Annotated in this window: 24 protein-coding genes and 1 pseudogene; 6 read left to right on the forward strand and 19 right to left on the reverse strand. The window is 54.3% G+C overall.

What is annotated here, in order from left to right:
- Positions 1-77 precede the first annotated feature (77 nt).
- Together ACLM7Z_RS03555 and tenpIN are read right to left on the reverse strand one after the other, a co-directional pair.
- Positions 78-890: an Mrp/NBP35 family ATP-binding protein gene (locus ACLM7Z_RS03555; RefSeq protein WP_087016823.1), complete on the reverse strand. Its 813-nt coding sequence runs from the start codon at positions 888-890 to the stop codon at positions 78-80.
- 242 nt (positions 891-1,132) lie between these two features.
- Positions 1,133-1,621, reverse strand: coding sequence for a type III toxin-antitoxin system TenpIN family toxin (gene tenpIN / locus ACLM7Z_RS03560; protein WP_087016825.1), 489 nt, complete (start codon positions 1,619-1,621; stop codon positions 1,133-1,135).
- A 350-nt stretch (positions 1,622-1,971) separates the two neighbouring features.
- Here tenpIN and ACLM7Z_RS03565 point away from each other — a divergent pair, with 350 nt between their 5' ends.
- A complete protein-coding gene (locus ACLM7Z_RS03565; RefSeq protein ID WP_242969750.1) occupies positions 1,972-3,741 on the forward strand; it encodes an ABC transporter ATP-binding protein in 1,770 nt (589 codons plus the stop codon).
- Positions 3,742-4,011: 270 nt separating this feature from the next.
- Entirely contained in the window at positions 4,012-5,451 is a 1,440-nt protein-coding gene (locus ACLM7Z_RS03570; protein WP_435645596.1) for an MATE family efflux transporter, read from the forward strand.
- Positions 5,452-5,514: 63 nt separating this feature from the next.
- Here ACLM7Z_RS03570 and ACLM7Z_RS03575 read toward each other — a convergent pair whose 3' ends face one another.
- Positions 5,515-6,348, reverse strand: coding sequence for a putative ABC transporter permease (locus tag ACLM7Z_RS03575; protein WP_087016829.1), 834 nt, complete (start codon positions 6,346-6,348; stop codon positions 5,515-5,517).
- A gap of 122 nt (positions 6,349-6,470) precedes the next feature.
- Here ACLM7Z_RS03575 and ACLM7Z_RS03580 point away from each other — a divergent pair, with 122 nt between their 5' ends.
- Positions 6,471-7,223: an SDR family oxidoreductase gene (locus ACLM7Z_RS03580; RefSeq protein ID WP_273349038.1), complete on the forward strand. Its 753-nt coding sequence runs from the start codon at positions 6,471-6,473 to the stop codon at positions 7,221-7,223.
- A 411-nt stretch (positions 7,224-7,634) separates the two neighbouring features.
- Here ACLM7Z_RS03580 and ACLM7Z_RS03585 read toward each other — a convergent pair whose 3' ends face one another.
- From ACLM7Z_RS03585 to ACLM7Z_RS03630, 10 genes and pseudogenes are all read right to left on the reverse strand, one after another.
- Positions 7,635-8,048 carry a GNAT family N-acetyltransferase gene (locus ACLM7Z_RS03585; RefSeq protein WP_087016833.1) on the reverse strand — a complete coding sequence of 138 codons (414 nt, stop codon included), beginning with the start codon at positions 8,046-8,048 and terminating at the stop codon, positions 7,635-7,637.
- Positions 8,045-8,437 (reverse strand): winged helix-turn-helix transcriptional regulator, encoded by a 393-nt coding sequence (locus tag ACLM7Z_RS03590; protein WP_087016835.1) that lies wholly within the window; start codon positions 8,435-8,437, stop codon positions 8,045-8,047. The genes ACLM7Z_RS03585 and ACLM7Z_RS03590 overlap by 4 nt, the downstream gene beginning before the upstream one ends.
- 124 nt (positions 8,438-8,561) lie before the next feature.
- Positions 8,562-8,702 (reverse strand): annotated as a pseudogene (locus tag ACLM7Z_RS03595) (4Fe-4S binding protein); the annotation flags it as partial.
- Between the two features lie 90 nt (positions 8,703-8,792).
- Positions 8,793-9,188, reverse strand: a complete 396-nt coding sequence (locus ACLM7Z_RS03600; protein ID WP_087016991.1) for a pyridoxamine 5'-phosphate oxidase family protein — start codon at positions 9,186-9,188, stop codon at positions 8,793-8,795.
- A gap of 181 nt (positions 9,189-9,369) precedes the next feature.
- On the reverse strand, positions 9,370-9,798 hold the full coding sequence (locus ACLM7Z_RS03605; RefSeq protein ID WP_242969752.1) for a GtrA family protein: 429 nt from the start codon (positions 9,796-9,798) through the stop codon (positions 9,370-9,372).
- Positions 9,795-10,730 (reverse strand): glycosyltransferase family 2 protein, encoded by a 936-nt coding sequence (locus ACLM7Z_RS03610; RefSeq protein WP_087016837.1) that lies wholly within the window; start codon positions 10,728-10,730, stop codon positions 9,795-9,797. Before ACLM7Z_RS03610 ends, ACLM7Z_RS03605 begins: the two co-directional genes overlap by 4 nt.
- A gap of 190 nt (positions 10,731-10,920) precedes the next feature.
- A complete protein-coding gene (gene panD, locus ACLM7Z_RS03615) occupies positions 10,921-11,319 on the reverse strand; it encodes an aspartate 1-decarboxylase (protein ID WP_087016839.1) in 399 nt (132 codons plus the stop codon).
- Between the two features lie 16 nt (positions 11,320-11,335).
- A complete protein-coding gene (panC, locus tag ACLM7Z_RS03620) occupies positions 11,336-12,181 on the reverse strand; it encodes a pantoate--beta-alanine ligase (protein ID WP_087016841.1) in 846 nt (281 codons plus the stop codon).
- Between the two features lie 23 nt (positions 12,182-12,204).
- Positions 12,205-13,032: a 3-methyl-2-oxobutanoate hydroxymethyltransferase gene (gene panB / locus ACLM7Z_RS03625; RefSeq protein WP_087016843.1), complete on the reverse strand. Its 828-nt coding sequence runs from the start codon at positions 13,030-13,032 to the stop codon at positions 12,205-12,207.
- Complete coding sequence (locus ACLM7Z_RS03630; RefSeq protein ID WP_330395830.1) at positions 13,029-14,267, reverse strand: Rossmann-like and DUF2520 domain-containing protein; 1,239 nt, start codon at positions 14,265-14,267, stop codon at positions 13,029-13,031. Before ACLM7Z_RS03630 ends, panB begins: the two co-directional genes overlap by 4 nt.
- 323 nt (positions 14,268-14,590) lie before the next feature.
- Here ACLM7Z_RS03630 and ACLM7Z_RS03635 point away from each other — a divergent pair, with 323 nt between their 5' ends.
- Both ACLM7Z_RS03635 and ACLM7Z_RS03640 read left to right on the forward strand, forming a co-directional pair.
- Positions 14,591-15,427, forward strand: a complete 837-nt coding sequence (locus ACLM7Z_RS03635) for a helix-turn-helix domain-containing protein (protein WP_435645597.1) — start codon at positions 14,591-14,593, stop codon at positions 15,425-15,427.
- 263 nt (positions 15,428-15,690) lie between these two features.
- Positions 15,691-16,494: a hypothetical protein gene (locus ACLM7Z_RS03640; protein WP_435645598.1), complete on the forward strand. Its 804-nt coding sequence runs from the start codon at positions 15,691-15,693 to the stop codon at positions 16,492-16,494.
- Positions 16,495-16,574: 80 nt separating this feature from the next.
- On the opposite strand, the gene ACLM7Z_RS03645 is transcribed toward ACLM7Z_RS03640, so the two are convergent.
- From ACLM7Z_RS03645 to ACLM7Z_RS03670, 6 genes are read right to left on the reverse strand one after another with little or no spacing between them, the layout of a single operon-like run.
- On the reverse strand, positions 16,575-17,375 hold the full coding sequence (locus ACLM7Z_RS03645; protein ID WP_087016853.1) for a Cof-type HAD-IIB family hydrolase: 801 nt from the start codon (positions 17,373-17,375) through the stop codon (positions 16,575-16,577).
- Positions 17,376-17,407: 32 nt separating this feature from the next.
- Positions 17,408-18,211 carry an energy-coupling factor transporter transmembrane component T family protein gene (locus ACLM7Z_RS03650; RefSeq protein WP_087016855.1) on the reverse strand — a complete coding sequence of 268 codons (804 nt, stop codon included), beginning with the start codon at positions 18,209-18,211 and terminating at the stop codon, positions 17,408-17,410.
- The gene (locus ACLM7Z_RS03655) at positions 18,205-19,089 is read right to left on the reverse strand and encodes an energy-coupling factor transporter ATPase (RefSeq protein WP_087016857.1); all 885 of its coding nucleotides are present in this window, start codon (positions 19,087-19,089) and stop codon (positions 18,205-18,207) included. Before ACLM7Z_RS03655 ends, ACLM7Z_RS03650 begins: the two co-directional genes overlap by 7 nt.
- On the reverse strand, positions 19,086-19,943 hold the full coding sequence (locus ACLM7Z_RS03660) for an energy-coupling factor transporter ATPase (RefSeq protein WP_087016859.1): 858 nt from the start codon (positions 19,941-19,943) through the stop codon (positions 19,086-19,088). Before ACLM7Z_RS03660 ends, ACLM7Z_RS03655 begins: the two co-directional genes overlap by 4 nt.
- A 58-nt stretch (positions 19,944-20,001) precedes the next feature.
- Positions 20,002-20,871, reverse strand: coding sequence for a class I SAM-dependent methyltransferase (locus ACLM7Z_RS03665; protein WP_087016861.1), 870 nt, complete (start codon positions 20,869-20,871; stop codon positions 20,002-20,004).
- An 18-nt stretch (positions 20,872-20,889) separates the two neighbouring features.
- Positions 20,890-22,860, reverse strand: coding sequence for a YgiQ family radical SAM protein (locus ACLM7Z_RS03670; RefSeq protein WP_087016863.1), 1,971 nt, complete (start codon positions 22,858-22,860; stop codon positions 20,890-20,892).
- Between the two features lie 359 nt (positions 22,861-23,219).
- On the opposite strand from ACLM7Z_RS03670, the gene ACLM7Z_RS03675 reads away from it, so the two are divergent.
- Positions 23,220-23,348: a hypothetical protein gene (locus tag ACLM7Z_RS03675; RefSeq protein WP_273349032.1), complete on the forward strand. Its 129-nt coding sequence runs from the start codon at positions 23,220-23,222 to the stop codon at positions 23,346-23,348.
- Positions 23,349-23,378 lie beyond the last annotated feature (30 nt).

Genomic DNA, 23,378 nt, shown 5'->3' on the forward strand with positions numbered 1-23,378 from the left:
ACCTCCCCCCCTCGGCGCAAAAAAACGCGCCGCAGAAGTTCCCTCCCGCAGCGCGTTCCTGTCCGTTTTTTATTGACTTACAGCTTTGCAATCTTATCGCATGCCTTCGACAGATCAGGCAGCTGTGCGTCCTCCAGCGTACCGGCATCGCAGGCGGCAGCCAGTGCCGGGTCAATCGGCAGCTTTGCCAGGACATCCAGCTTGTGCTCCTGTGCGATTTCTTCCACATGGCTCTCGCCGAAGACAGAAATCTTTTTGCCACAGTCCGGGCACTGAATATAGCTGTAGTTTTCAATGATGCCGAGAATCGGGATCTCCATCATTTCCGCCATCTTGACCGCCTTGGTGACAACCTGAGAAACCAGCTCCTGTGGGGAAGTCATGACAACAATGCCATCGACCGGCAGGGACTGGAACACCGTCAGCGGAACATCGCCCGTTCCGGGAGGCATATCGACAAACATATAGTCAATGTCCTTCCAGATGATATCCGTCCAGAACTGCTGTACTGCACCGGCGATGATCGGCCCGCGCCAGATGACCGGGTCGCTCGCGTTTTCCATCAGCAGGTTGATCGAACAGACATCAATACCGGTTTTGGTCGCCATCGGGAACACGCCCTCTTCGGTCGCACCCAGCGTACCGGTCAGGCCAAAGCCCTTCGGGATGGACGGTCCAGTGATATCCGCGTCAAGAATCGCGCAGTGTGCGCCGCGGCGCTGCATGGCAATCGCCAGCATGGACGTACACAAGCTCTTGCCGACACCGCCCTTGCCGCTGACAACGCCGATCACCTTGCGGATGCTGGACAGCGGATGCGGAGCCTTGAGCAGGGACTCCGGCTCGCCGCAGCTTCCGCCGCAGCTCTCGCAGTCATGATTACAGCCCATAATAGTCAACTCCTTTTCGTTATGCCGCCGTTTGTTCAAAAAAGCGGCTGTGAACTTCCATAATACTATGTGCCGTAATATTATACCACATTCGTCCGCATTTGCAAGACGGCGTGCAGGAATCCTGTCCAATATAGGCTCCATCTTTTAGCTGCATAAAAAACGAGACGGCCAAAGCCGTCTCGAAAAAAGTCTAACTTTGAGGGGTCACCTTATATCCGGTCGCCTTTTCATTTCATCCTCTATGGTTCTGCGGAGGATTCTATGCCTAAAATATCATGAAAATATTTCAGTGTTGGATATCGATACCGTCTGGAAAACTCTCTCGGATGCAGGAGTTGTGTTCCTTTCATGTGATTGACATAATCATCTATATACTTACTCATCTGATTGACAATCTTCACAATGTTGGTTCGTGTTTCCTTATATTCGTCATTATCAACCAGAGCCGCCGAGTTATCTATGTATTCCAGCTTTTGTATCAAAACAAGTTTTGTATAATCCAGCCCCGACCGCGTTGATTTTGAACGCTGCGTACCAGAAAACAAAAATGCATGATTATGATGAATAGAAGAACGAAATGGAATGCTGATGATATAATCTTCGTGCGTATCGATTAAGAGGCATGCATATGGCCTCGCATGTTTGTGCATAAACTCCGGATATAAAGACGAAGGGTAATCATCCACAAATTGTTGGGATAATAAACGAACATCTACATCAAATTCCATTTTTTGACACTTCCTGATACAAAAAACGAGAGAGCCGAGAAATCAGCTCTCTCGCACTTGTCTTCGCCCGGTCAATTTTTATTTTACCGACGAGTCAGAACCGTCACTCGTCATCTTCGCGCGGTCAGTTTTTATTTTACCGACGAGTCAGAACCGTCACTCGTCATCTTCTGGCGAAGGAAGTTTTTCAACCTCTTTTGTATTATTATTATATGATGAATTCTCAAAAAAATCAATAGCTTTAAAAGTTTTTCCATTTGATTGCACGCATTCTCACTTGCCAAACCGCCCGGTTTTGGGGTATGCTAAAAGCTGCCAAAAAAAATCTGATCGAAAGGACGCGATATCCCTTGACCGATTCCCACGGACGCACCCGCTCCACCCGCGAGCTGCTGCGCCGCTTTGTCCCGTATTTCCGGCCGTATCTGCCGGTTCTGATTTTTGACCTGTTCTGCGCCGCCCTCACGACCATCTGTGAGCTCGCACTGCCGGTCATTGTCCGCTATGTCACCAACCTCGCGCAGTACAACCTGTCCGCACTCACAGTTTCTGTCATCGTGCGCATCGGCCTGCTGTATCTCGTGCTGCGCATCATCGACACCGCAGGTGCTTATTTCATGGCGAACATCGGCCATGTCATGGGCGCGCGCATTGAAACCGACATGCGCCGTGAATTATTTGCACACCTGCAAACGCTTTCCTTCCGGTACTATGCCAACGCAAAGGTCGGACAGCTGATGGCGCGCATCACCTCTGACCTGTTTGATGTCACGGAATTTGCCCATCACTGCCCGGAGGAATTTTTCATTGCGGGCGTCAAAATCGCCGTATCCTTTGTCATCCTGCTGTCGGTCAACGTCCCGCTGACGCTGGTTACCTTTGCCGTGCTGCCGATTATGCTGCTGTGCTGCTACAAATTCAACCGCAGAATGCGCGAAACCTTTAAGGAATCGCGCTGGCAGGTCGGTGAAATCAATGCACAGGTTGAGGATTCCCTGCTCGGCATCCGCGTCGTCAAATCGTTCGCGCAGGAGGAAACCGAGCAGCAGAAATTTGACGAGGGCAACCGCCGCTGGCTGGCATTGAAAAAACTTAATTATTTCTGGATGGGCGGTTTTCAGGCGACAACCCGCGGTTTTGACGGCCTGATGAACCTCGTCGTGCTGGTCTGCGGCAGTCTGTTCCTGCTGCGCGGTGCGATTGTCCCCGGCGACTTTGTCGCTTATCTGCTGTATGTTCAGACACTGCTGACCTCCATCCGCCGCATTGTCGAATTTGCCGAGCAGTTCCAGCGCGGCATGACCGGCATTGACCGCTTTCTCGAAATCATGGACGAACAGCCGGATATCACCGATTCCCCCCATGCCATCCCATGCGAGCACGTGCGCGGTGAAATCGACTTCGACGATGTATCGTTCTCCTATGAAGACGATGCAGGCGAAGTGCTCGGACACATCAACCTGCATGTCGATGCCGGACAGAACATCGCAATTGTCGGTCCATCCGGCGGCGGAAAAACTACTCTTTGTAATTTAATCCCAAGATTTTACGATGTGACAAGTGGTTCCGTCCGTCTGGACGGCACGGATGTGCGCGACCTCCAGCTGCATTCCCTGCGTTCCCACATCGGCGTTGTACAGCAGGACAACTATCTGTTCTCCGGTACAGTACTGCACAACATCGAATATGGCCGTCCGGGCGCCTCGCGTGAGGATATCATCCGCGCGGCAAAGCTCGCGGGCGCACATGAATTTATCTCCGCCCTGCCGAATGGCTATGACACATTTATCGGTGAGCGCGGCGTCAAGCTCTCCGGCGGACAGAAGCAGCGCATCTCCATCGCGCGCGTATTCCTCAAGGATCCTCCGGTTCTCATCCTCGACGAAGCCACCAGCGCGCTCGACAACGAGAGCGAACGCATTGTTCAGCAATCACTTGATACACTCGCACGCGGGCGCACTGTGTTCACCATTGCGCACCGCCTGACCACCATCCGCGGCGCAGACCGTATTCTTGTGCTGACTGCCGACGGCATCGCCGAACAGGGTACCCATGACGAACTGATTGCAAAAGGTGGTATCTACAAAGAACTATATAGCATGTATTCTGATATGCGGTGAACATTCCCGCACTGCACCCTTCGCTTCGGCGAAGGGTGTTTTTGATTGCGCCCAGTTTCCTGCACATCTGGAAATTTCTGCATGATTTTATTCGTTATTTTGTCCAAAAAATCACAAAGAATTTTGTATAAAACGGCGAACAAAATTCATTCAAAACCTGTTCAACTTTGCGCTATCCAAATGCAGTACGGTGTGCTACAATCTCAATGCATAAAAAAGGGTCATGCAATCGCATACATTTTTCACACAAACTAAGGGAGATATACCATCATGATGACAGATATGACCAAGGGGTCACCATTCAAAATTCTGCTGAAATTTGTCCTTCCGATGCTGTTGAGCATGGTATTTCAGCAGATGTACAATCTGGCAGACAGTGTCATTGCCGGACGGTATCTGGGTGTCGATGCACTGGCGGCAACCGGTGCGGCGTACCCGATTACCGTACTGTTTCTCGCCGTTGCCACCGGCGCCAGTCTCGGCAGCTCGGTTGTCATTTCTCAGCTGTTTGGCGCACATGACCATGTGCGCATGCGCGCAGCAGTCAACACCGCAGTCATCACGCTCATTACACTGTCGCTGGTGCTGACAGTTGCCGGACAGATCGCCTGCCCGGCACTGATGTCCTTCATCAACACGCCGAAGGATATCTTTGAGCCGACCATGGTTTACCTGCGCATTTATATCGCAGGCCTGCTGTTCCTGTTCCTCTATAATACGGCGACGGCCATTTTCAACGGCCTCGGCGACAGCCGCACGCCGCTGTATTTCCTCGCTTTTTCCACGACATTCAATGTCATTCTCGATGTTCTGTTTGTCACTACATTTGATATGGGCATTGCAGGTGTCGGCTGGGCAACCCTGATCGCACAGGGTCTGTCCTCCATTCTGGCAATCCTCACACTGGTGCGCCGCCTGTCCCGCATCAAGACCGAGCGCAAGCCGGCGCGCTTTGACACGCATCTGCTGCGCCGCATGAGTCTGATTGCCATTCCGTCCATCTGCCAGCAGTCGTTTGTCTCAATCGGCGTATTTTTTGTACAGGGCCTCGTCAATTCGCTCGGGCCGTTTACCGTCGCAGGCTTTTCTGCCGCGCTCAAGGTCAGCACCTTTGCGCTGATGGTGATGAACTCGCTGCCGAATGCACTGTCCAGCTATGCGGCACAGAACATCGGCGCACAGGATATCCCGCGCGTGCGTCAGGGTATCCGCGCCTGCGTCCTCATGTCTGAGATCATTATTTGCAGTATCATCGCGCTGTTCTTCTTCGCCGGAGATCAGATTCTCGGTCTGTTTATGGGCAGCGATGCCAACGGCTCCGTCATCAACATCGGCGTACAATATCTGCTGATTGTCGCACCGTTCTATCCGCTGATCGGCGTCAAAAACTGCTGTGACAGCGTCCTGCGCGGCGGCGGTGCCATGGGGCCGTTTATGGTCACCACGCTGGCTGACCTCGTACTGCGCGTCGTACTCGCCTATGCACTGATGCCGATCTGCGGCTTCGCTGGCATCTGTTATGCCTATCCGCTCGGCTGGATCATCGGCACTTCTATTTCCATTATCTTTTACATTTCCAACATCTGGATTCCGAAATATATGCGTCAGGCCAAACAGCAGGGCTTTGTCCTCCATCCGATCTGCCGTGCGGAGGAGGAACAGAAGCAGCAGACACATCGTCTGCATCTGCCCTTCGCAGTCCGGCACTGATTTCAAATATAAATCCGCAGGCAATGTGCCTGCGGATTTTTCTGCCCCAAAACAGAGAATGCTTCACTTTTTCCAGTTTTTCTTTTCCAGTTCCGCACGCAGCTGGCGCATCGATTCGGCAAAACGGCGGCTGCTCGCGGACGGATGTGCCTTCAGGATGGCGCGGTTAAAGTAACGGTTCTGATGCTCCAGTCGGCGCATAAATTCCAGGCGCAGCAGTTCTGCGCGCTCCTCCTGTGCCTTCTGACGGCGGCGATTGTCCTCACGGATATCCTCGCCCAGCTCCTCCAGCCGGTCACGCGCTTCTGCACGGGCCAGCTCAAGCTGAACACGCGCTTCCTCCAGCTGCATGCGCACGCGTTCCATTTCCTCGAGCACATGACGCAGGTTAAATGCAGCACGGAACGAAACAATGACATCGCTGACAAAGACACAGCTGATGACAATGACCACGATGAGCAAGGCAAGGTGCGGCAGGCGTTCCACCCAGCGCCCGATCGGCGGATGAATGAAATGGATGAGCAGCAGGGAGAGAAAGCCCCATGCAATCGACGATTGCAGGCAGATATACCCATTGATATTGCCCTTTTTGCCGGTATAATCCCAGTATCGCATTTTAAACAGCAGTTCCATGACATATCCGGTAATATATTCCAGCAGAGTGGGGAAGACAACGCCGAGTACAAATACGGCAAATGAATTCTCCTTCACCGGCAGACAGACAAGCAGAATGCAGAGCGCACCGGAACCGTAAATCGGCAGCAGCGGCGCGCGCAGGAAGCCACGGTTGACCCAATGGTGCTCCAGCAGGGAAACATAGGCGGATTCAAAGCACCAGCCAAAAAAGCAGTAGATATAAAACAGCAGCATCCACTGCTCCAATGAATAGATGTGCATATCACACCTCCTTTATATTGACACAGTATAGCGGATTTTGTCGAATGATGCAACAACTGCCGGGAAATATGCTATACTAAAAGATAAGATATATTTCGATGTATGCATAGGAGGAATTTGCTATGAAAACTGCACTGGTTACCGGTGCATCGTCCGGAATCGGGCGTGAAATTGCCCGTGAGCTGAGCCGCCGCGGCTGGCGGCTGCTGCTGGTTGCGCGCCGCCGCGACCGCCTGGAAGAGCTTGCAAAACAGCTGGGCACGCCCTGCCGCCTGTATGTCTGTGATATTTCCCGCGAAGAAAACTGTTACTGGCTGCATGAACGCGCCAAGGAGCAGGACGTCACGCTGCTGGTGAACGGCGCAGGCTTCGGCTTATATGGCAAATTCGCGGAGACAGATCTCGACCGGGAACTGGAAATGATCGACGTCAACATCAAGGCGGTGCATATCCTGACCAAGCTGTTCCTGCGCGATTTCATGCAGAAAAACGAAGGCCGTATCCTGAACATCGCATCCTCTGCCGGATTCCTGCCCGGCCCGCTGCTGTCCACATACTATGCGACCAAGAATTATGTGGTACGCCTGAGCGAGGCAATTTATGAAGAGCTGCGCGAAGCGGGCAGCCCGGTCACCATCAGCTGCCTGTGTCCCGGCCCGGTAGAGACCGAGTTCAATCAGGTTGCAGGGGCAAACAGTGCCGCAAAGGGCATCTCCTGCGAACAGGTGGCAAAGCAGGCGGTCGAGCAGACGCTCGCCGGAAAGCTGCTGATTTTCCCCGGCAAAATGGTTCGTCTGGGCGCCGCCGCATCACGCCTTGTCCCGGACAAGCCACTCCTGCGCATTGTGCGCAGCTTTCAGGAGAAAAAGGGGTGATTCCCGCCCCCTGAAAAACAAATAGAGATGCGCCCATGAAAAGAGCTCCCTTCCAATGGCAGGTACTCATAAAACAGCAAATCCTCCATATGAACGCAATCATACGGAGGATTTTGTTATGCTTGGTTTGAAAATTTGCCGGCGGTAACCCCTCAAGGGCGATATCCGCTTTAGCGGTGCAACGGGGTGCAGCCACCCAGGCAGAAGCTCGTGATACAACATTTCTGGTCTGTCAATTTTCTTCCGCTGACAGAGAATTCCGCTCCGCAGAATGCACGATACTTCCGACAGGAGCGTATGGAAAAGCGCCCTTCGGGCTTGTGCAGCAAAGCTGCTACGCCCCCTTTGGAGGGCAATCGTTATTTGCAGGAAATCCCCATGATTCGTGATAAGTCCGGACCATGTCAGGCATTATCGCTGGTTTCCAAAATTACACAGCTGCATTGCCACGCCGTCTGACATGATTTGGAAACCAAACCGCTCATAAAATGCGGCATTTTTGCTTTCCTCCGGCATGATCTCAATGTAGAGATAATCTTTATATTTTTCCTTAACCATTTCCATCATGGCACTGGCGACACCCTGCCCGTGGTAGGCTGGGTCAACCAGAACATAGTGCATATAAGCAACCAGTTCGCTGTCATCAAGCAGCCTTGCCAGTCCAATGAGCCGATCTCCATCCCAGGCTGTGATAACCGTAGATGAATGCATCAGGGCCTTATAGAGCCGAGAAGGGTATTGACCAGACACCCATCCCACGGACAGAAACAGCCGTTGAATGGCATCCTGCGTGAATTTCTTTTCCTCTGTATATGTGATTTTCATTCCGTCGTTTTCCCCCGGTGATCGCATTTCTGACACTGCACCATAGTCGTGCCGGTATCTTCTTTATAAAAGAGTCCTGCCCACTGGCAGATGCTCTGCAAAATCGGAACCACAGACTGCCCCTTTTCTGAGAGGGAGTATTCCACCCTGGGAGGAATCTCATCGTAGGACTTCCTCAGAACGATCCCGTTGGCAATCAACCCCTTCAGCGTGGAAGCCAGCACTGCATCCGTAATATTTCCCATTTCCTTCCGCAGCTCGCTGTAGCGCAGTGTCCCCAAAGTTGCCAGCACGCAGATGATTCGGGAGTTCCACTTTCCGCCAAACAGCTCCATGCCATATTCCAGAGGACAGCGGATGTCTTTGTCCCGTTTTCTTTGATACGCCATGCATCTTTCGCCCTTTCTTGATGGAATTCCGTATCATTTTACCGTAAAAACTACGCAGCCGCAAGTTACTATGGAATTTAATAGTGGTGATGTTCCAAAGGCGTTTCCCAGAGGGAGCCTGCCTGTGGCAAAGCGATACGCATTTCCCACAACCGCTACACTTGGTAGGATCCACGGTACGGACCCATCCCGACAGCATATAGATTGCCCGAACGGGACAGACTGCAATACAGGCGCCGCAGCCAATATATTTTGTGAAATGTATTGGAGCTTTCGGGTATTTTTTTCAGTTTGATTGAGGCCCCCTAAAAATGCAGTCGCGGATGCGGTGATTCCCGCATCCGCGGCAAAAGGCTCACAGGACTTTCTTGTTATCTGCGCCGGGAGTGGTGACGATTACCTTTTCGGGGGTGATGATTAGTGCACCCTTGGCAGTGGCAGCGCCGTTGAACATCTGCTCCACCATAGTCTTGAAAGTTTCCACGACCTCGCCTTCGGTGACATACCGGGCAGTGCCCTTGATCTGATATCCCTCCAGATTCTGGGCGTCGTAGACGGAAATAGCAATCCTTCCGCCGTTTGCCTCAAGATTTTTCAGAGTAGTCTCTAAAAACACATCGCCCACTACCAGCTTGCCGTCATCGGTCACATCCTTGAAAGCAACGGGCACCACGTTGGGTTCTCCATTGGCGCAGGTAGCCAGATCCCACATGCCGGACTTCAGCAGCTTTACAACATGAACATTCAGCATTGACAATTCATCCATAACAGTATTTGCTTGCTTCAGCATACTCATTATAGGGAATTGACTCATAGCGGACAAGATATTAGCAAGTTTATGAGTTACTTATTCATTCCATAGTAAGGGACAAACAGCAAAAATACCTGGCGATCTCATTGCACAGCCGTCAATGGAGAGGAGCTTTGCTGCGTTAGTCGGCTTTTTTGAACACAAAGAACCGCTGTCCAATGTAGTTGAGCGCCACAAAGAAGCACATGCCTGCCAGCATGGCGACATTTTCCTGTATGCTCTGTGTCGCACCGGACAGCACCCAGCGCACCAGCGGTCTGGCAACGCCATAGGCACACAGATAACAGACCGTGATATTCGCGGCAAACCGTGCAATTTCCTTCAAATGGCTGCCCTGGCTGCGGAACGTAACTGTCCGATTGAGGAAATAGCTCAGGATGCTGCCAAAAAAGTAATTGGACGCGGAGGAAATCCAGTAGCTCAGGTGAAGGACATTGTAAAAGACAAACATAATCGCAGTTCCAAACAGCGTGTTGACAATGCCCACCAGAATGAATTTCCAGAATGTTTTATCAAAAAATTTCTGAAGCATGGCGGTCTCCTGTCTCATGACTCGGGATCCTCCCCGCAGGTGTCCGCAATGATATACCGCGGCCTGCCCTTGATTTCGTCATAAATGCGGGCAATATAATAGCCGATGATGCCGAGGCTTATCATGATAATGCTGCTGGAAAACAGCTGGATCAGGATCACCGTCGTGAAGCCCTCGAGGGCCTGTCCCATAAATTTCTGTACCAGTGCAATACCGCCGAGCACGACGGAGATCACCAGCATCACAACGCCCAGCGCAGTAATCAGCTGCATCGGCGCGGTGGAAAAGGAGGAAATATTGCTCACCGCATATTTGACCAGCGCTTTGGTCGACCATTTGGATTCCCCCGCCTCACGCTCCTGTACATCGAATGAAATACTCGTGGTTTTGAAGCCGATCCATGACGACAGCGCGCGGAAAAACGCATTGCGTTCCTGCATATTGATGAGCACATTGACCGCCTTGCGGTCGAGCAGCTTGAAATCGGATGCGCTCGACATATCGAACCCGGTCGCCCGGCTGATGAGCGCATAAAACCACTTTGCTGCCCAGGCATGTGCCGCACTTTCCGTGCCGCGGCTGCTCTTCTGACCCTCGACGACCTCGTAGCCCTGCTGCCACAGCGCATACATCTCGAGTATTTTCTCCGGCGGATGCTGCAAATCACAGTCGATGACAACACAACAATCGCCGCGTGCCTGTGCCAGTCCCGCCATAATGGCCGCTTCCTTGCCGAAATTGCGCGAAAAATGTACGCCGCGCACATGGCTGCCGTGCTGTGCCGCCTCGGAAAGCCTGCGCCATGTGCTGTCGGACGAGCCATCGTCCACAAAAATCAGCTCATACGGAATGTCCGCGCCCTGCAACACAGAGCCGATGACAGCTGCGGCTTTTTCTATCATCTGTTCTTCATTGTACGCAGGGATAACGACAGACAGCAATCCTTGCACCGTTTCAGCCTCCTCCACAGTCCTGCACTGCCGCAGGACTTTTTTTCGTCTTTTCGATGGATTTCGGGCATGTTCGCCCCATATCCAGTAGAGTACCACAAATCCCCCGTTTTTTCCACACCCTGTACATCAAACCGTCGCGAAAAAGGCATGACCACAGGGCCATGCCTTTTGCAACTGTATCAAAGCCTTACAGCCGTTCGTCGTCGTACAGGGCGCCGGCTTTTTCGTAATGCGTGACGCGGGAAATGCCGTTGTTGTCATCGACAAAGACAACCTTCGGCTTGTGCGTCTTCGCTTCCTCCGGTGTTACATCCGCATATGCCATGAGGATGATGCGGTCGCCTTCGGAGACACAGCGCGCTGCCGCGCCGTTCAGGCAGATCATGCCGCTGCCCGGCTCGCCTGCGATGGTATAAGTTTCAAAGCGGCTGCCGTTGTTGACATCTACAATCTGTACCTTTTCGTACTCGTAAATGCCGGCTGCATCCAGCAGCTCGCTGTCAACCGTGATGGAGCCGACATAGTTCAGCTCCGCCTGCTTGACAACCGCGCGGTGAATTTTGCTTTTGAGCATCTGGATAGTCATGTACGTCCTCCGTAAATCAGCGTTCAATAATGAAATTATCAATCAGGCGGGTCTTGCCGATATAGACTGCGACCGCAGCGAGAATCGAGCCTTCGGTGCTGTCTACCGGCTCGAGGTTGTTCCAGTCGACAATTTCGACATAATCGATGCGGCTCATCGGCTCTGCTTCGATTTCCTCTGTAATAATCTGGCGCACCTTTGCCGCGTCGGTTTCCCCTGCTTCAATGGCTGCTCTGCCCTTATTCAGGCCGCGGGACAGGCACAGTGCCGCCTGGCGCTCTTCCGCGCTCAGGTACGTGTTGCGGGAGCTCTTTGCCAGACCGTCTTCCTCACGGATGATTGGGCAGCCGACAATCTCGAGCGGCATGTTCAGGTCACGCACCATGCGGCGGATGACAGCCAGCTGCTGGGCATCCTTCTGACCGAAGTACGCGCGATCCGGCTGGACAATATGGAACAGCTTGCTGACAACGGTGCACACGCCGCGGAAATGAATCGGGCGGGTTTTGCCGCACAGTCCCTTGGTCAGATGATCCATGTCAACATAGGTGCAGAAATCCGGTGCATACATTTCCTCTGCTTCCGGATGGAAGATCAGATCGGCGCCGGTCGATTCACACAATGCTGCGTCGCGGTCAATGTCGCGCGGATAGGTTGCCAGGTCTTCCGTCGGGCCGAACTGAATCGGATTGACAAAATCAGAGACAACCGTGCGGTCATTCTCTGCGACCGAGCGCGCAATCAGGCTCTGATGACCTTCATGCAGATAGCCCATGGTCGGTACCAGTCCGACCGTCAGACCCTGTGCACGCCATGCCTTGACCTGTGCGCGCACTTCTTCTATGGTTTTTACGATAGTCATTTGTATTCGCTCCCCTTTTGCTCTTAATACAGCTTGTCGATGATGGTTTCATCCATCTTAAACGTATGTTCCTTTGCCGGGAAGGTGCCCTCCTCGACTTCCTTGATATATGCCTTGAAGCCCTCCATCATCACAGCGCCCGCATTGGCAAATGTCTTTGCAAACTTCGGCGTGAAATCGGAGAACATTGCAATCATGTCCTGATACACCAGTACCTGCGCATCGCAGTCCGCGCCCGCGCCGATGCCGATGGTCGGGATATCCAGCGTTTCGGTGATCTTCTTCGCCAGTGCTGCCGGAACGCATTCCAGAACGACCGCATATGCGCCCGCTTCCTGCACGCGGCGCGCATCGTCCAGAATCTTCTGCGCTGCTTCCTCGCCCTTGCCCTGTACCTTGAAGCCGCCGAAGGCGTTGACCGACTGCGGGGTCATTCCGATGTGCGCGCAGACCGGAATGGATGCATTGACGATGGCGCGAATCTGTTCACAGACGGTTGCACCGCCCTCCAGCTTAACGGCCTGTGCATGGCCTTCCTTAATCAGGCGGCCGGCATTGACGACTGCATCATAGGTCGAGGTCTGATAGGACATAAACGGCATGTCCGCGACAACCAGCGCATTTTTTGCACCTCGGGTGACCGCTCTGGTGTGATGGATCATGTCTTCCATCGTGACGGACAGCGTGTCCTCATAGCCCAAACAGACCATGCCCAGGGAATCGCCGACTAGGATAGAATTCACGCCCGCTTCGTCAATCAGCTTGGCGGTCGAATAGTCGTAGGCCGTGAGCATGGTCTGCTTCTTATGTTCCTTTTTTGCCTGTCCAAACGTGAGTACTGTGTTTTTCATGACAATCCCTCCAAATATGTTCTGAGGGCGGTATCATCTCTGTCAGGATGCTTTTCCTGTGCCAGATCGCACAGCTTGCGTGTCAGCAGGGCATAAAGCGCCTGATCCTCCCGGTTCAGGCATGCCATATGCGACCGGATGGTTCCCAGATCGCCGCGTTCGGCGGGGCCGGTGAGCGCATCGCGCGGGCCCTTTGCACAGACAGCCTGTGCATTGCCCAGGATGAGCGGGGTGAGCGCCTGCTGTGCCTGCTCCGCTGTGAAGCCGCACTGCTCCAGCAGCTGCATGCCCCAATGGGACAGCCCGACTGCCAGATTGCTCACGACACATGCCGCCAGATGGTAGCGCGCCTTGTCCGCGGCGCCGATGGTCGCGGTCTGCGCGCCGCAGGCGTGCAGCAGTGCCGCCATCTCTGCGGAGCCACTGCCTTCCAGCGTAAAAAACGCGCCTTCCAGCTGCTCCCAGGACGAGAACCTGTCGCTGACTGCCAGCAGCGGATGCACGGAGCATACCCGCGCGCCGAGCTCCTCCGCCGAAGCGAAAACCGAGCTGGGCAGCGCGCCGCTGCAATGGCAAATACATTTACTTTTGATCGGCAGCGCCGCCATGTCGTTCCACATGCGTCCGATCACGCCATCCGGCGTGGTCACAAACAGGGTATCGCTCGCGTTCATAACATCATCCAATGAAGAAAAACACTGGGACTGTGTGAATGCTGCTGCCTGTTCGGCGTGCTGCGGGGTTTTGCTAAAATAGCCGGTTACGGTCATGCCGTGCTGTACAAACAGCTTTCCGAGCGATGTACCGACCTTTCCCGCGCCGATAAATCCAATTTTCATGCGAACCACCTCCGTGAAAGTTCCCGTCGGCGATTCCCTGTGCACCGGTTTCACTCGCCTGCCTGCGATATGAACCGTGCCGAAAAAAGTAAGAAGAAAAAACATCCGGTGCAGTTTGTCGGAGCCGCATAACATTTTGCTTTCCGTATCAATACCACCCGTCCCGTTTACTTTATCACAACCATCCCCATGAGACAAGCCTTTCCGCGCAAAAGTTCCGTGTTTTTCCGCTGTTTTTTTAACAAAAATTCCGGCAAATCTTTCTCGATTTTCGTAAAAATATATCCCTTTGTCTTTCCCGTGCGCATTGCGTGCACGTGCAGACCATATAGAACAGCAGAAAAAAATATTCGCACCCGCGTCCCCCTTCTTCATGTTCCTTTTTGTCTCATGCATCGGCTTTTTTCCACGCTTTTTGCGCAAATATACACTTTCACTCACATTAATTCGATATTTCTCTTTTTCCTTTTCTCTCCCGTTTTTTTACATTCAGCGAACCTCCCACCGCCCTGCCCCAATCTCGCATTCATCCTGATATCACGCGAAAATTATTCCCTTATGCAAATTTTATATGGTCAAAATAATTTTACAGGTTTCCTCTTGAAATATGTACCATTTTTCCGTATAATGAATACAATTGAGAGAATTATGATCGAATAACTGCATATATCGGCACGATCCCCCCCACTGCCGATACGCGAAAACAAGGAGAGATTTTTATGGCTGAACTTACAAACCAGTTCTGCGAATCGACAGGATTCGCAGAGGTCACCCTCAGTCAGTACGGACGGTATACCGGCGATGCTGACAAGCCCCTGCTGCCCTTCCTGAATGAGAAGACGGTTCTCACATATTTCACCGGAGATTCCGGCTCCATCAAGCTCGGCTCGTCGGTTCACTCCGTCGAGGCAGGTATGATCGTTGTGCTGTTCCCGGGTCAGTGTGTCAACTGCACCGCCATGGAAGGCACGCAGATTTCTGCCATGTGGGCAGAGCTGAGCGGCGAAGCGCTGTCGTCCGTCCTGATGCGCGCCGGCCTGACGCCGCAAAAGCCGATTCTGACGCCTACCGTTCCGGCTGACCAGTCCGAGCTGGTCGCAGCCTTCACCCGGCTGACCGATCCGGAGGCACAGTATGGCCCGCTGCGTGCGACCGGTCTGGCTCTGGAGCTGCTCGACTGCCTGCTGCGCGAGACCCCGCGCCCGTGCCAGCCGAAGATTGCCAACCTCCAGCGCTACTATGTTGACAAATCCATCCGCTTCATCAAGGCAAAATACCCGCAGGATATCTCGGTTGAGGACGTCGCAGAATACTGCGGCCTGAACCGCAGCTATCTCGGCAAGCTGTTCCGCGATGCGACTGGCATGACCACACAGGAATATCTCATCCGCCATCGCATGAGCATCGCATGCAGCTATCTGGAGCGCGCTGCCGCACCGATTGCAACCATCGCACGTTCGGTCGGCTATCCGAACCAGCTGCATTTCTCCCGCGCCTTCCACAAGGTATTCGGCATTCCGCCGCGCGAATGGCAGAAGCGCAACCGCAAGGGATAACTTCCAATGCGCCCAAACCCCTGACCCATTGTCAGGGGTTGTTTTTTGCTTTCAGATAAATGGATTCCTGCATTTCCATATTCCATATCGCATCGTATGCTTCACAGAAATTCACCGCATTGAAAGCGATTGGCTGTATTAAATCAAACTTTCTTCTTGTTTCCATCCTGCAACCAATATTTTCCATATTGTAACCGCATGTCATGTCATTCTATGGTATACTATGCATACATTCCAGATGGTACAAAACGGAGGGGATGGAAATGAAAAAACGTTTTTTGCTGCTTTTTGTCCTGTTAGTCGCCTGCATCGTGCTGTGCGGCTGTGAAACGCCTGTGTCGCGGTGGATTGACAGGCCAAACCCATATGTCTGTGTCAGACAGGCCAATGCGGACGGCAGCTATCTGACCTATGACTATGACGGCGAGGGGAACCGCACACAGGAAACCGCATACACCGCAGACGGCACGGTACAGTACCGCACGGAGTACAAATACAGTCACGACAGCGGCTGGATGGTGGAAGAAAGCCGCTATGCGGCCGACGATACCCTTGAATGGCGTGCCGAACTGGAATACAACGGAGGCATGTGCATCAGCCGGACAACCTATGGCGCGGACGGAACACAGACGCAGGCAGTCAAAACTGATTACGGAGAGAACGACTGGTCGGTGAAAGAATGCACCTATGACGCAGACAACAAGCTGACCGCATGGTGTGACATCACCCGCGACGAAAACGGAAATGAAACCAGGCGGACCTTCCATTTTGCCGACGGCTCGCCCGATCTTGTGACTGAATTTGAGTACGATGGGAATGGCAACAACACAAAAATAACCAGCTATACAGGCGATATCTGCACCGGCTGGCATGAATTGACTTATGATGACGACAACCGCAAATCCTCAGACACGCAGTACAGTGCCGACGGCATGGAGGAATGCACCTGGCGGTATACCTGCGTAAAAAATTCCGGAGATGTCTTACAAGTGGATGTGACCGGTTCGGACATGCCGCTGTACCAGTATGAATACCTGCGGCTGTCGGAGTACCGAAAGCAGAAATGAACCGGCATGAACCGCCAAACAGCACAAAAATACCGCCGTTCCGCACCCTGCGGACGGCGGTTTCGCTTTGCCCGAAATCGTTATATAAATTCATAAATCGCCTTGGCGACACCGTCATTGTCATTGGTGTCGGTGACATATTTCGCCAGCTGCTTGACCGCTTCATCTCCGTTGCCCATGACAACCGGCATGCCGACAATTTTCAGCATATCAGAATCATTGTCACTGTCGCCGATGGCCATGACCTCATCCATGGAAATACCCATGACATGCGTCAGCTCACGCAGCGCCAGACCTTTGTTGACGCCCTCCGGCATGACTTCAAAATTGTTTTCCGCTGAGCGTGTGATATGTATGCCGGGCAGCTGATTGATCTCACTGAGCGCCTCAGCAAGTATCTTCTGATCTCCGCGCGCGAATACCTTGGAAACCGGGAACCTGTGCTCACGGATGGCCGCCGCCACATCCGGCAGCACAACTTTGCTCGCCCAAAAGCCCTCTGTGCGCTTGGTATTGCACAGAATCTCATCCGAATAGGGATTTAAATACAGGCGGTCACCGACATAAATCATGACAGTCACCGGACGGTTCTGCACCGCCTCCACAACCCTTGCCCCGATATCCCACGGCATCGCCCATTCCTTCACATTGCGCGCATTGCGCACATCAGAAATCGCTGCGCCGCCCGCAGAAATAAGCAGGGAGGATGCACCGATTTCTTTGGAAAAAACAGCCGCTTCCCCCACAATACGTCCGGTACAGACGATGACCTTGACGCCCTTGCTGCGGGCATATGCCACCGCTTCCACCGTAGACGGCAGAATGTCCACATTACTCGTCAGTACAGTGCCATCCAGATCGAGTGCAATCAAACGATACATAATTCCTCTCCTTTCAACCTGTCGTACTTCGGTCAGGGCAGCACCTGAAGTACAATCGCACCGCCCAGAAACAGGACGGCAGATGCCGCACAAATCACATCATCGCGGCCAAATTTCAGCTGACGCAGGCGGGTACGCCCGATATCTCCCCGGTACAGGCGGCATTCCATTGCCGTCGCCAGCTCATCTGCCCGCCGGAATGCCGAGACAAACAGCGGGACAAGAATTGGAATGAGCGCCTTTGCCCGGTGCAGCAGATTGCCGGAATCAAAGTCCGCACCGCGTGCGCGCTGGGCGCTCATGATTTTATCCGTTTCCTCCACCAGTGTGGGAATAAACCGCAGGGCAAGTGACATCATCATTGCCAGCTCATGAATCGGCAGATGCAGCCTTTTGAGCGGTGCAAGCAGGCGTTCCAGACCATCTGTCAGCTGGATGGGCGAGGTCGTATAGGTCAGCAGCGATGCGCCTGCAATCAGCAGCACCAGCCGCGCCACAATCAGCGCTGCTTTCCGGACACCTGCCATTGTAATGCTCACAAAGCCCGCACGCCACAGGATATCATCCCCCGGCGTCAGGAACAGATTGAGCACGCCTGTGAACACGATAATCACCAGCAGCGGCTTCAATCCGCGCAGCACCATGCGCAGACTCAGTTTGGAAACTGCAATCAAGCCGAAAATATACACGGCAAGAACAAGATATGCCGGCGCACTGCTGCATACAAACAATGCGACAATGATCGCCATGACCAGCAGGATTTTCGTGCGCGGGTCAATGCGGTGCATCAGCGTATTGCCCGGGAAATATTGTCCCAGTGTGATATCCTTCAGCATCCGCGCACCTCCTTCCGGCAGGCGAGCAGCTTCTGCACCGCCTGCTCAACGGTATAACATCCGGTATCCACCGGTATGCCGCGCCTGCGCAGCTCCAGCAAAATCTTCGTGACCTGCGGCACGGTCAGCCCGGAGCGCTCCAGTGCATCCGCCTGTGCAAACACCTCAGACGGCGCACCGGTCAGGAAAATGCGCCCCGCGCGCATGACCACCAGCCGGGACGCCACGCGGGCGGCGTCCTCCATCGAATGCGTGACCAGGATAACCGTTGTGCCGCGCCTGTCGTGCAGGCCGCGGATCAGGTCAAACATTTCTTCGCGTCCTGCGGGATCAAGCCCTGCCGTCGGCTCATCGAGCACAAGGATTTCCGGCTGCATGGCAAGCACGCCCGCCAGCGCCACACGGCGCTTCTGTCCGCCGGACAGCTCAAACGGCGATTTTTCCGCGATGGACTGCGGCAATCCGACTGCCTCCAGCGCATCCGCGACGCGCCGGGTAATCTCATGATTTCCCAGCCCCATATTCGCCGGGCCAAACGCAATATCCTGTCCGACGGTTTCCTCAAACAGCTGGTATTCCGGATATTGAAACAGCAGACCTATGCGGAACCGCACACCGCGCAGGTCAGCGGATTTTGAAAAGATATCCTTCCCATGGAACAGCACCTGTCCGGCCGTCGGGCGCAGCAGGCCGTTGAGATGCTGAATCAGTGTCGATTTTCCCGAACCGGTGTGCCCGATGATGGCGATAAACTCGCCCCTGCGCACCGAAAGACTGACATCATCCAGTGCCTTCTGTTCAAACGGCGTGCCTGCGCTGTACACATGGCTCAGGCCGCGCACTTCCAGAATCGGGGCTTCCCGCTTGCTTTCGTTCATGTGCGTCCTCCCTTCAGCCATGCCTCCAGACGGTCGGCACATTCCTCCACTGTCAGCGCATCGGTCTCCAGTCCGGCATGTGCCTGCCGGTTGAGCGCTTCGAGCAGCTGGACGCTCTGCGGCGCAGTCAGTCCGAGCGAATGCAGCTTTTCCGTCTGCACGAAGATTTCACGCGGCGTGCCGTCGAGAATCAGATGCCCACTGTCGAGCACGGCAACGCGCTGTGCCTGTACCGCTTCATCCATGTGATGGGTAATCAATACAATCGTGATGCCCTTTTCCTCATGCAGGCGGTGCAGCACATGCATGACATCTGCGCGCCCGCGCGGGTCGAGCATCGCGGTCGGCTCATCGAGCACGATGCATTTCGGCTCCATGGCAAGCACTCCTGCAATGGCAACGCGCTGCTTCTGTCCGCCGGACAGCAGATGCGGCGCATGCATGCGGTATTCATACATACCTACCATGCGCAGCGCCTCATTGACACGGCGGCGGATCTCCTTCGGCGGAACGCCCATATTTTCCAGACCGAATGCCACATCCTCCTCGACAACGGTTGCGACAATCTGATTATCCGGGTTCTGAAACACCATGCTGCACGCGCGGCGGATGTCCCATATGCGGTCGGGCTGCATGGTATCGATGCCGTCCACCAGCACGCGCCCGCCGGACGGCAGGGCAATGGCATTGCAGTTTTTGGCAAACGTCGATTTTCCCGAACCATTGCGTCCGAGAATCGCGGCAAACTGCCCGTATGGGATGGTCAGATTCACCCCATCCAGCGCCAGATGCGTCGTATGGGAAAAATCCGTATAGCGGAAGGTCAGATTCTCCGCCTGAATCATTTCCGACATGATACTAATACCTCTGAATCTATAACATCGTGATGGTTCCCATGAAAGGGGGAGGTGTTTACCGGTTCGGGTTGACCCAGCGCGCCGTATTGCCGCACGGCAGGACAAGCCCCGTCGATTTGACCGGCAGACCAAGCTCCTGGCAATCAATGTGCCCGCCGAAGCGCGGGACAATCGTCGTGCCGAGCAGATAGCCCATGACCGATGGCGACAGACCGGTGGAATAGCTGTTGACCAGGAAGAACAGCGGGTCATCCGACAACACACAGGCGACCAGGGAAATAAAATCCGCAATGTCGTTTTCAATCTTCCAGACCTCACCCGTCGGCCCTCTGCCATAGCTCGGTGGGTCCATGATGATGCCGTCATACCGTCTGCCGCGGCGGATTTCGCGCTCGACAAATTTCTTACAGTCGTCGACAATCCAGCGGATCGGACGGTCTGCCAGACCGGATGCCGCCGCATTTTCCCGCGCCCACTGGGTCATGCCCTTGGACGCATCGACATGACACACGCTCGCACCGGCGGCAGCAGCTGCGAGCGTCGCGCCGCCGGTATAGGCAAACAGGTTGAGCACACGCACCGGCTTATCCGACTGGCGGATCAGCCCGTCGATAAAATCCCAGTTTGCCGCCTGCTCCGGGAACAGACCGGTGTGCTTGAAGCTCATCGGCTTGATGTGGAACGTCAGCTCGCGGTAATGGATATCCCACTGCGGCGGCAGCTTTTTGATGTTCCATTTTCCGCCGCCGGATGACGAACGGTGATAGGTCGCATCGGCATGTGTCCATGCGGAAACGCCCTTCTGCTTCGGCCAGATGGCCTGCGGGTCGGGGCGCACCAGCACCTGTTTTCCCCAGCGCTCGACTTTCTCGCCCTGGCCGCAGTCGAGCACTTCAAATTCCTTCCATTTATCTGCAATCCACATAGTAAATCTCCATCTGTTTTACCGTTTTTTCTTCGGCTTTGCCCAACCTGCCTTGCGGCGGGGTGCCGGACGCTTCTGTTCGCGCGCGGACGGGCTGACCGTTTTGCGCGGCTTCGCACCGCCATGCCGCGCGGAGCCCGCCTGTTTTTTCCTGTCATGCAGGTGCGGGAAATGTTCATCCGGACGCGGATGAATCAGGCATTCCTTGCCGTAACCGATCAAATCCTCCCGTCCCGCCTGCATCAGCGCCTTGATGACGAGTGCACGCTTGTCCGGTCTGCGCCATTGCAGCAATGCGCGCTGCATCGCCTTTTCCTCCGGGGTCTTTGCGACATAAACCGGCTTCATGGTGCGCGGGTCGATTTCGGAATAATACATCGCGGTCGACAGCGTGCCCGGTGTCGGATAAAAATCCTGTACCTGCTGCGGCATATAGCCGATGGAATTGAGGTACTCTGCCAGATGCACCGCGTCACTCAGCTCCGCACCCGGATGCGAGGACATCAGATAGGGCACAAGATACTGCTTTTTGCCCAGCTTTTCATTGATCCGCTCATAGCGCTTTTTGAACCGTTCATATACATCAAACGACGGCTTGCCCATATAATACAATGCATGGTCGCTCATATGCTCCGGAGCAACCTTGAGCTGTCCGCTGATGTGGTATTTCACCAGCTCGAGGAAAAATTCGTCGTTGTGATCCGCCATCATATAATCATACCGCAGGCCGGAACGCACAAATACCTTTTTGACGCCCGGAATTTCGCGCAGCTTGCGCAGCAGCGTCAGATAATCCGTGTGGTCGGCCTCCAGATTGGCGCATGCCTTTGGGAACAGGCAGCGTTTGTCACGGCACAGCCCATGCTTCTCCTGCTTTTTGCAGGCCGGGAAGCGGAAATTCGCCGTCGGGCCGCCGACGTCGTGGATATATCCCTTGAAATCGGGGTGCTGTGCGATGCGCTTTGCCTCTTCGATGACCGATTCATGCGAACGGGAGGAAATAAACCGCCCCTGATGGAACGCCAGCGAACAGAAATTGCAGCCGCCGAAGCAACCGCGGTTGTGAATAATCGAGAACTGTACCTCCGCAATCGCAGGCACACCACCCTCCGCCTCATAGGACGGGTGATAGGTGCGCTGGTACGGCAGGCCATAGACCTTGTCCATCTCCTCCGTGGTCAACGGCAGTGCGGGCGGATTCTGTACGAGCAGGCGGTGTCCATGCTTCTGCACCACCGCTTTGCCGGTGATGTGATCCTGCTGGTCATACTGGATTTTGACCGACTCGGCATATTTTACCTTGTCTGCCAGCACCTCGTCGAGCGACGGGCACCACACTGCCGGAAAGGAAATATCCTCCTTGTCCTGCGTCAGGTATGCTGTGCCGCGCACGTGCCGGACAACATCCGCACCGCGCTTACCCGCCTTGAGGTTCGCCGCAATCTCCAGCACGGAGCGCTCACCCATACCGAACATCAGGCCGTCGGCGCCCGCGTCCTGCAATACCGTCGGCAAAATGCGGTCTGCCCAGTAGTCGTAATGCGCAAAGCGCCGCAGGCTCGCCTCCAGTCCGCCCAGATAAACCGGCACATCCGGGAATGCACGGCGCGCCAGCTTGGCATACACGGTCACTGCGCGGTCAGGCCGCCGTCCGGCCTTTCCGCCGGGGGAATAGGAATCATCGTGGCGGCGTTTTTTCGCGGCGGTATAATGCGCAACCATCGAATCGATGTTGCCGCTGTTAATCAGCACGGCATAGCGCGGGCGTCCCATCGCCACAAAATCCGCTTCCGAACGGAAATCCGGCTGGGACAAAATCGCCACGCGATAGCCCGCGTCCTCCAGCACGCGCGAGATGACCGCCGTGCCGAACGACGGGTGATCGACATAGGCATCGCCCGTCACGAGCAGGAAGTCACAGTAATACCAGCCGCGCTCCACCATATCCTCTTTTGAAATCGGCAGAAAGCCGTCATGCGTTGTTGCCATACAATCCTCATTTCCGGTAAACATTCTGATACAGTATTTATCATACCACAGCCGGGCGCAAGATGATACGGGATTTTATCACGAATTTACCATAGTTTTCCGAAATTTTTCCCACGCCTGTGACAGACCGGTGAAATCTGCGCAGCCACCGCCCGGTGCGCATCCCACGCGGCGCAAATATTTGTATAATTATCTAACAGATATACTTTTTGTAATATTTCCCCATCTGTCTCAACCGCCGGTTGAAGCAATCGGTTGTATTTCCGCCAAATGGTTGAGCCGAAACCAACTGCTGTTCGCTTGTGTTCCGTCCGCCGGGACGGTACAATAAGGGCACACAAAAAAAGGAGGAATCCGGTATGAATCAACTGGGCAAGCACATCACCGCCCTGCTGGCACAGTGCTGTGATATTTTTGCACAGCACCGCGGTCTGCGGATGGTCGAGGTGCATGCCGCCGACGGCACGCATGTCACGATTACACTGTGAGCAAATCCGTCCAGACAGCACAAAAGCCTC

The sequence above is a fragment of the Butyricicoccus porcorum genome (assembly GCF_051246315.1).
GTDB lineage: Bacteria > Bacillota > Clostridia > Oscillospirales > Butyricicoccaceae > Butyricicoccus_A > Butyricicoccus_A porcorum.

Excerpts from the sequence above, each read along its gene's own strand:
- ACLM7Z_RS03555 (WP_087016823.1), bottom strand. The coding sequence starts at position 890 with ATGGGCTGTAATCATGACTGCGAGAGCTGCGGCGGAAGCTGCGGCGAG.
- tenpIN (WP_087016825.1), bottom strand. The coding sequence starts at position 1,621 with ATGGAATTTGATGTAGATGTTCGTTTATTATCCCAACAATTTGTGGAT.
- ACLM7Z_RS03570 (WP_435645596.1), top strand. The coding sequence starts at position 4,012 with ATGATGACAGATATGACCAAGGGGTCACCATTCAAAATTCTGCTGAAA.
- ACLM7Z_RS03575 (WP_087016829.1), bottom strand. The coding sequence starts at position 6,348 with ATGCACATCTATTCATTGGAGCAGTGGATGCTGCTGTTTTATATCTAC.
- ACLM7Z_RS03580 (WP_273349038.1), top strand. The coding sequence starts at position 6,471 with ATGAAAACTGCACTGGTTACCGGTGCATCGTCCGGAATCGGGCGTGAA.
- ACLM7Z_RS03585 (WP_087016833.1), bottom strand. The coding sequence starts at position 8,048 with ATGAAAATCACATATACAGAGGAAAAGAAATTCACGCAGGATGCCATT.
- ACLM7Z_RS03590 (WP_087016835.1), bottom strand. The coding sequence starts at position 8,437 with ATGGCGTATCAAAGAAAACGGGACAAAGACATCCGCTGTCCTCTGGAA.
- ACLM7Z_RS03600 (WP_087016991.1), bottom strand. The coding sequence starts at position 9,188 with ATGCTGAATGTTCATGTTGTAAAGCTGCTGAAGTCCGGCATGTGGGAT.
- ACLM7Z_RS03605 (WP_242969752.1), bottom strand. The coding sequence starts at position 9,798 with ATGAGACAGGAGACCGCCATGCTTCAGAAATTTTTTGATAAAACATTC.
- panD (WP_087016839.1), bottom strand. The coding sequence starts at position 11,319 with ATGACTATCCAGATGCTCAAAAGCAAAATTCACCGCGCGGTTGTCAAG.
- panC (WP_087016841.1), bottom strand. The coding sequence starts at position 12,181 with ATGACTATCGTAAAAACCATAGAAGAAGTGCGCGCACAGGTCAAGGCA.
- panB (WP_087016843.1), bottom strand. The coding sequence starts at position 13,032 with ATGAAAAACACAGTACTCACGTTTGGACAGGCAAAAAAGGAACATAAG.
- ACLM7Z_RS03630 (WP_330395830.1), bottom strand. The coding sequence starts at position 14,267 with ATGCATGAGACAAAAAGGAACATGAAGAAGGGGGACGCGGGTGCGAAT.
- ACLM7Z_RS03635 (WP_435645597.1), top strand. The coding sequence starts at position 14,591 with ATGGCTGAACTTACAAACCAGTTCTGCGAATCGACAGGATTCGCAGAG.
- ACLM7Z_RS03640 (WP_435645598.1), top strand. The coding sequence starts at position 15,691 with ATGAAAAAACGTTTTTTGCTGCTTTTTGTCCTGTTAGTCGCCTGCATC.
- ACLM7Z_RS03645 (WP_087016853.1), bottom strand. The coding sequence starts at position 17,375 with ATGTATCGTTTGATTGCACTCGATCTGGATGGCACTGTACTGACGAGT.
- ACLM7Z_RS03650 (WP_087016855.1), bottom strand. The coding sequence starts at position 18,211 with ATGCTGAAGGATATCACACTGGGACAATATTTCCCGGGCAATACGCTG.
- ACLM7Z_RS03655 (WP_087016857.1), bottom strand. The coding sequence starts at position 19,089 with ATGAACGAAAGCAAGCGGGAAGCCCCGATTCTGGAAGTGCGCGGCCTG.
- ACLM7Z_RS03660 (WP_087016859.1), bottom strand. The coding sequence starts at position 19,943 with ATGTCGGAAATGATTCAGGCGGAGAATCTGACCTTCCGCTATACGGAT.
- ACLM7Z_RS03665 (WP_087016861.1), bottom strand. The coding sequence starts at position 20,871 with ATGTGGATTGCAGATAAATGGAAGGAATTTGAAGTGCTCGACTGCGGC.
- ACLM7Z_RS03670 (WP_087016863.1), bottom strand. The coding sequence starts at position 22,860 with ATGGCAACAACGCATGACGGCTTTCTGCCGATTTCAAAAGAGGATATG.
- ACLM7Z_RS03675 (WP_273349032.1), top strand. The coding sequence starts at position 23,220 with ATGAATCAACTGGGCAAGCACATCACCGCCCTGCTGGCACAGTGCTGT.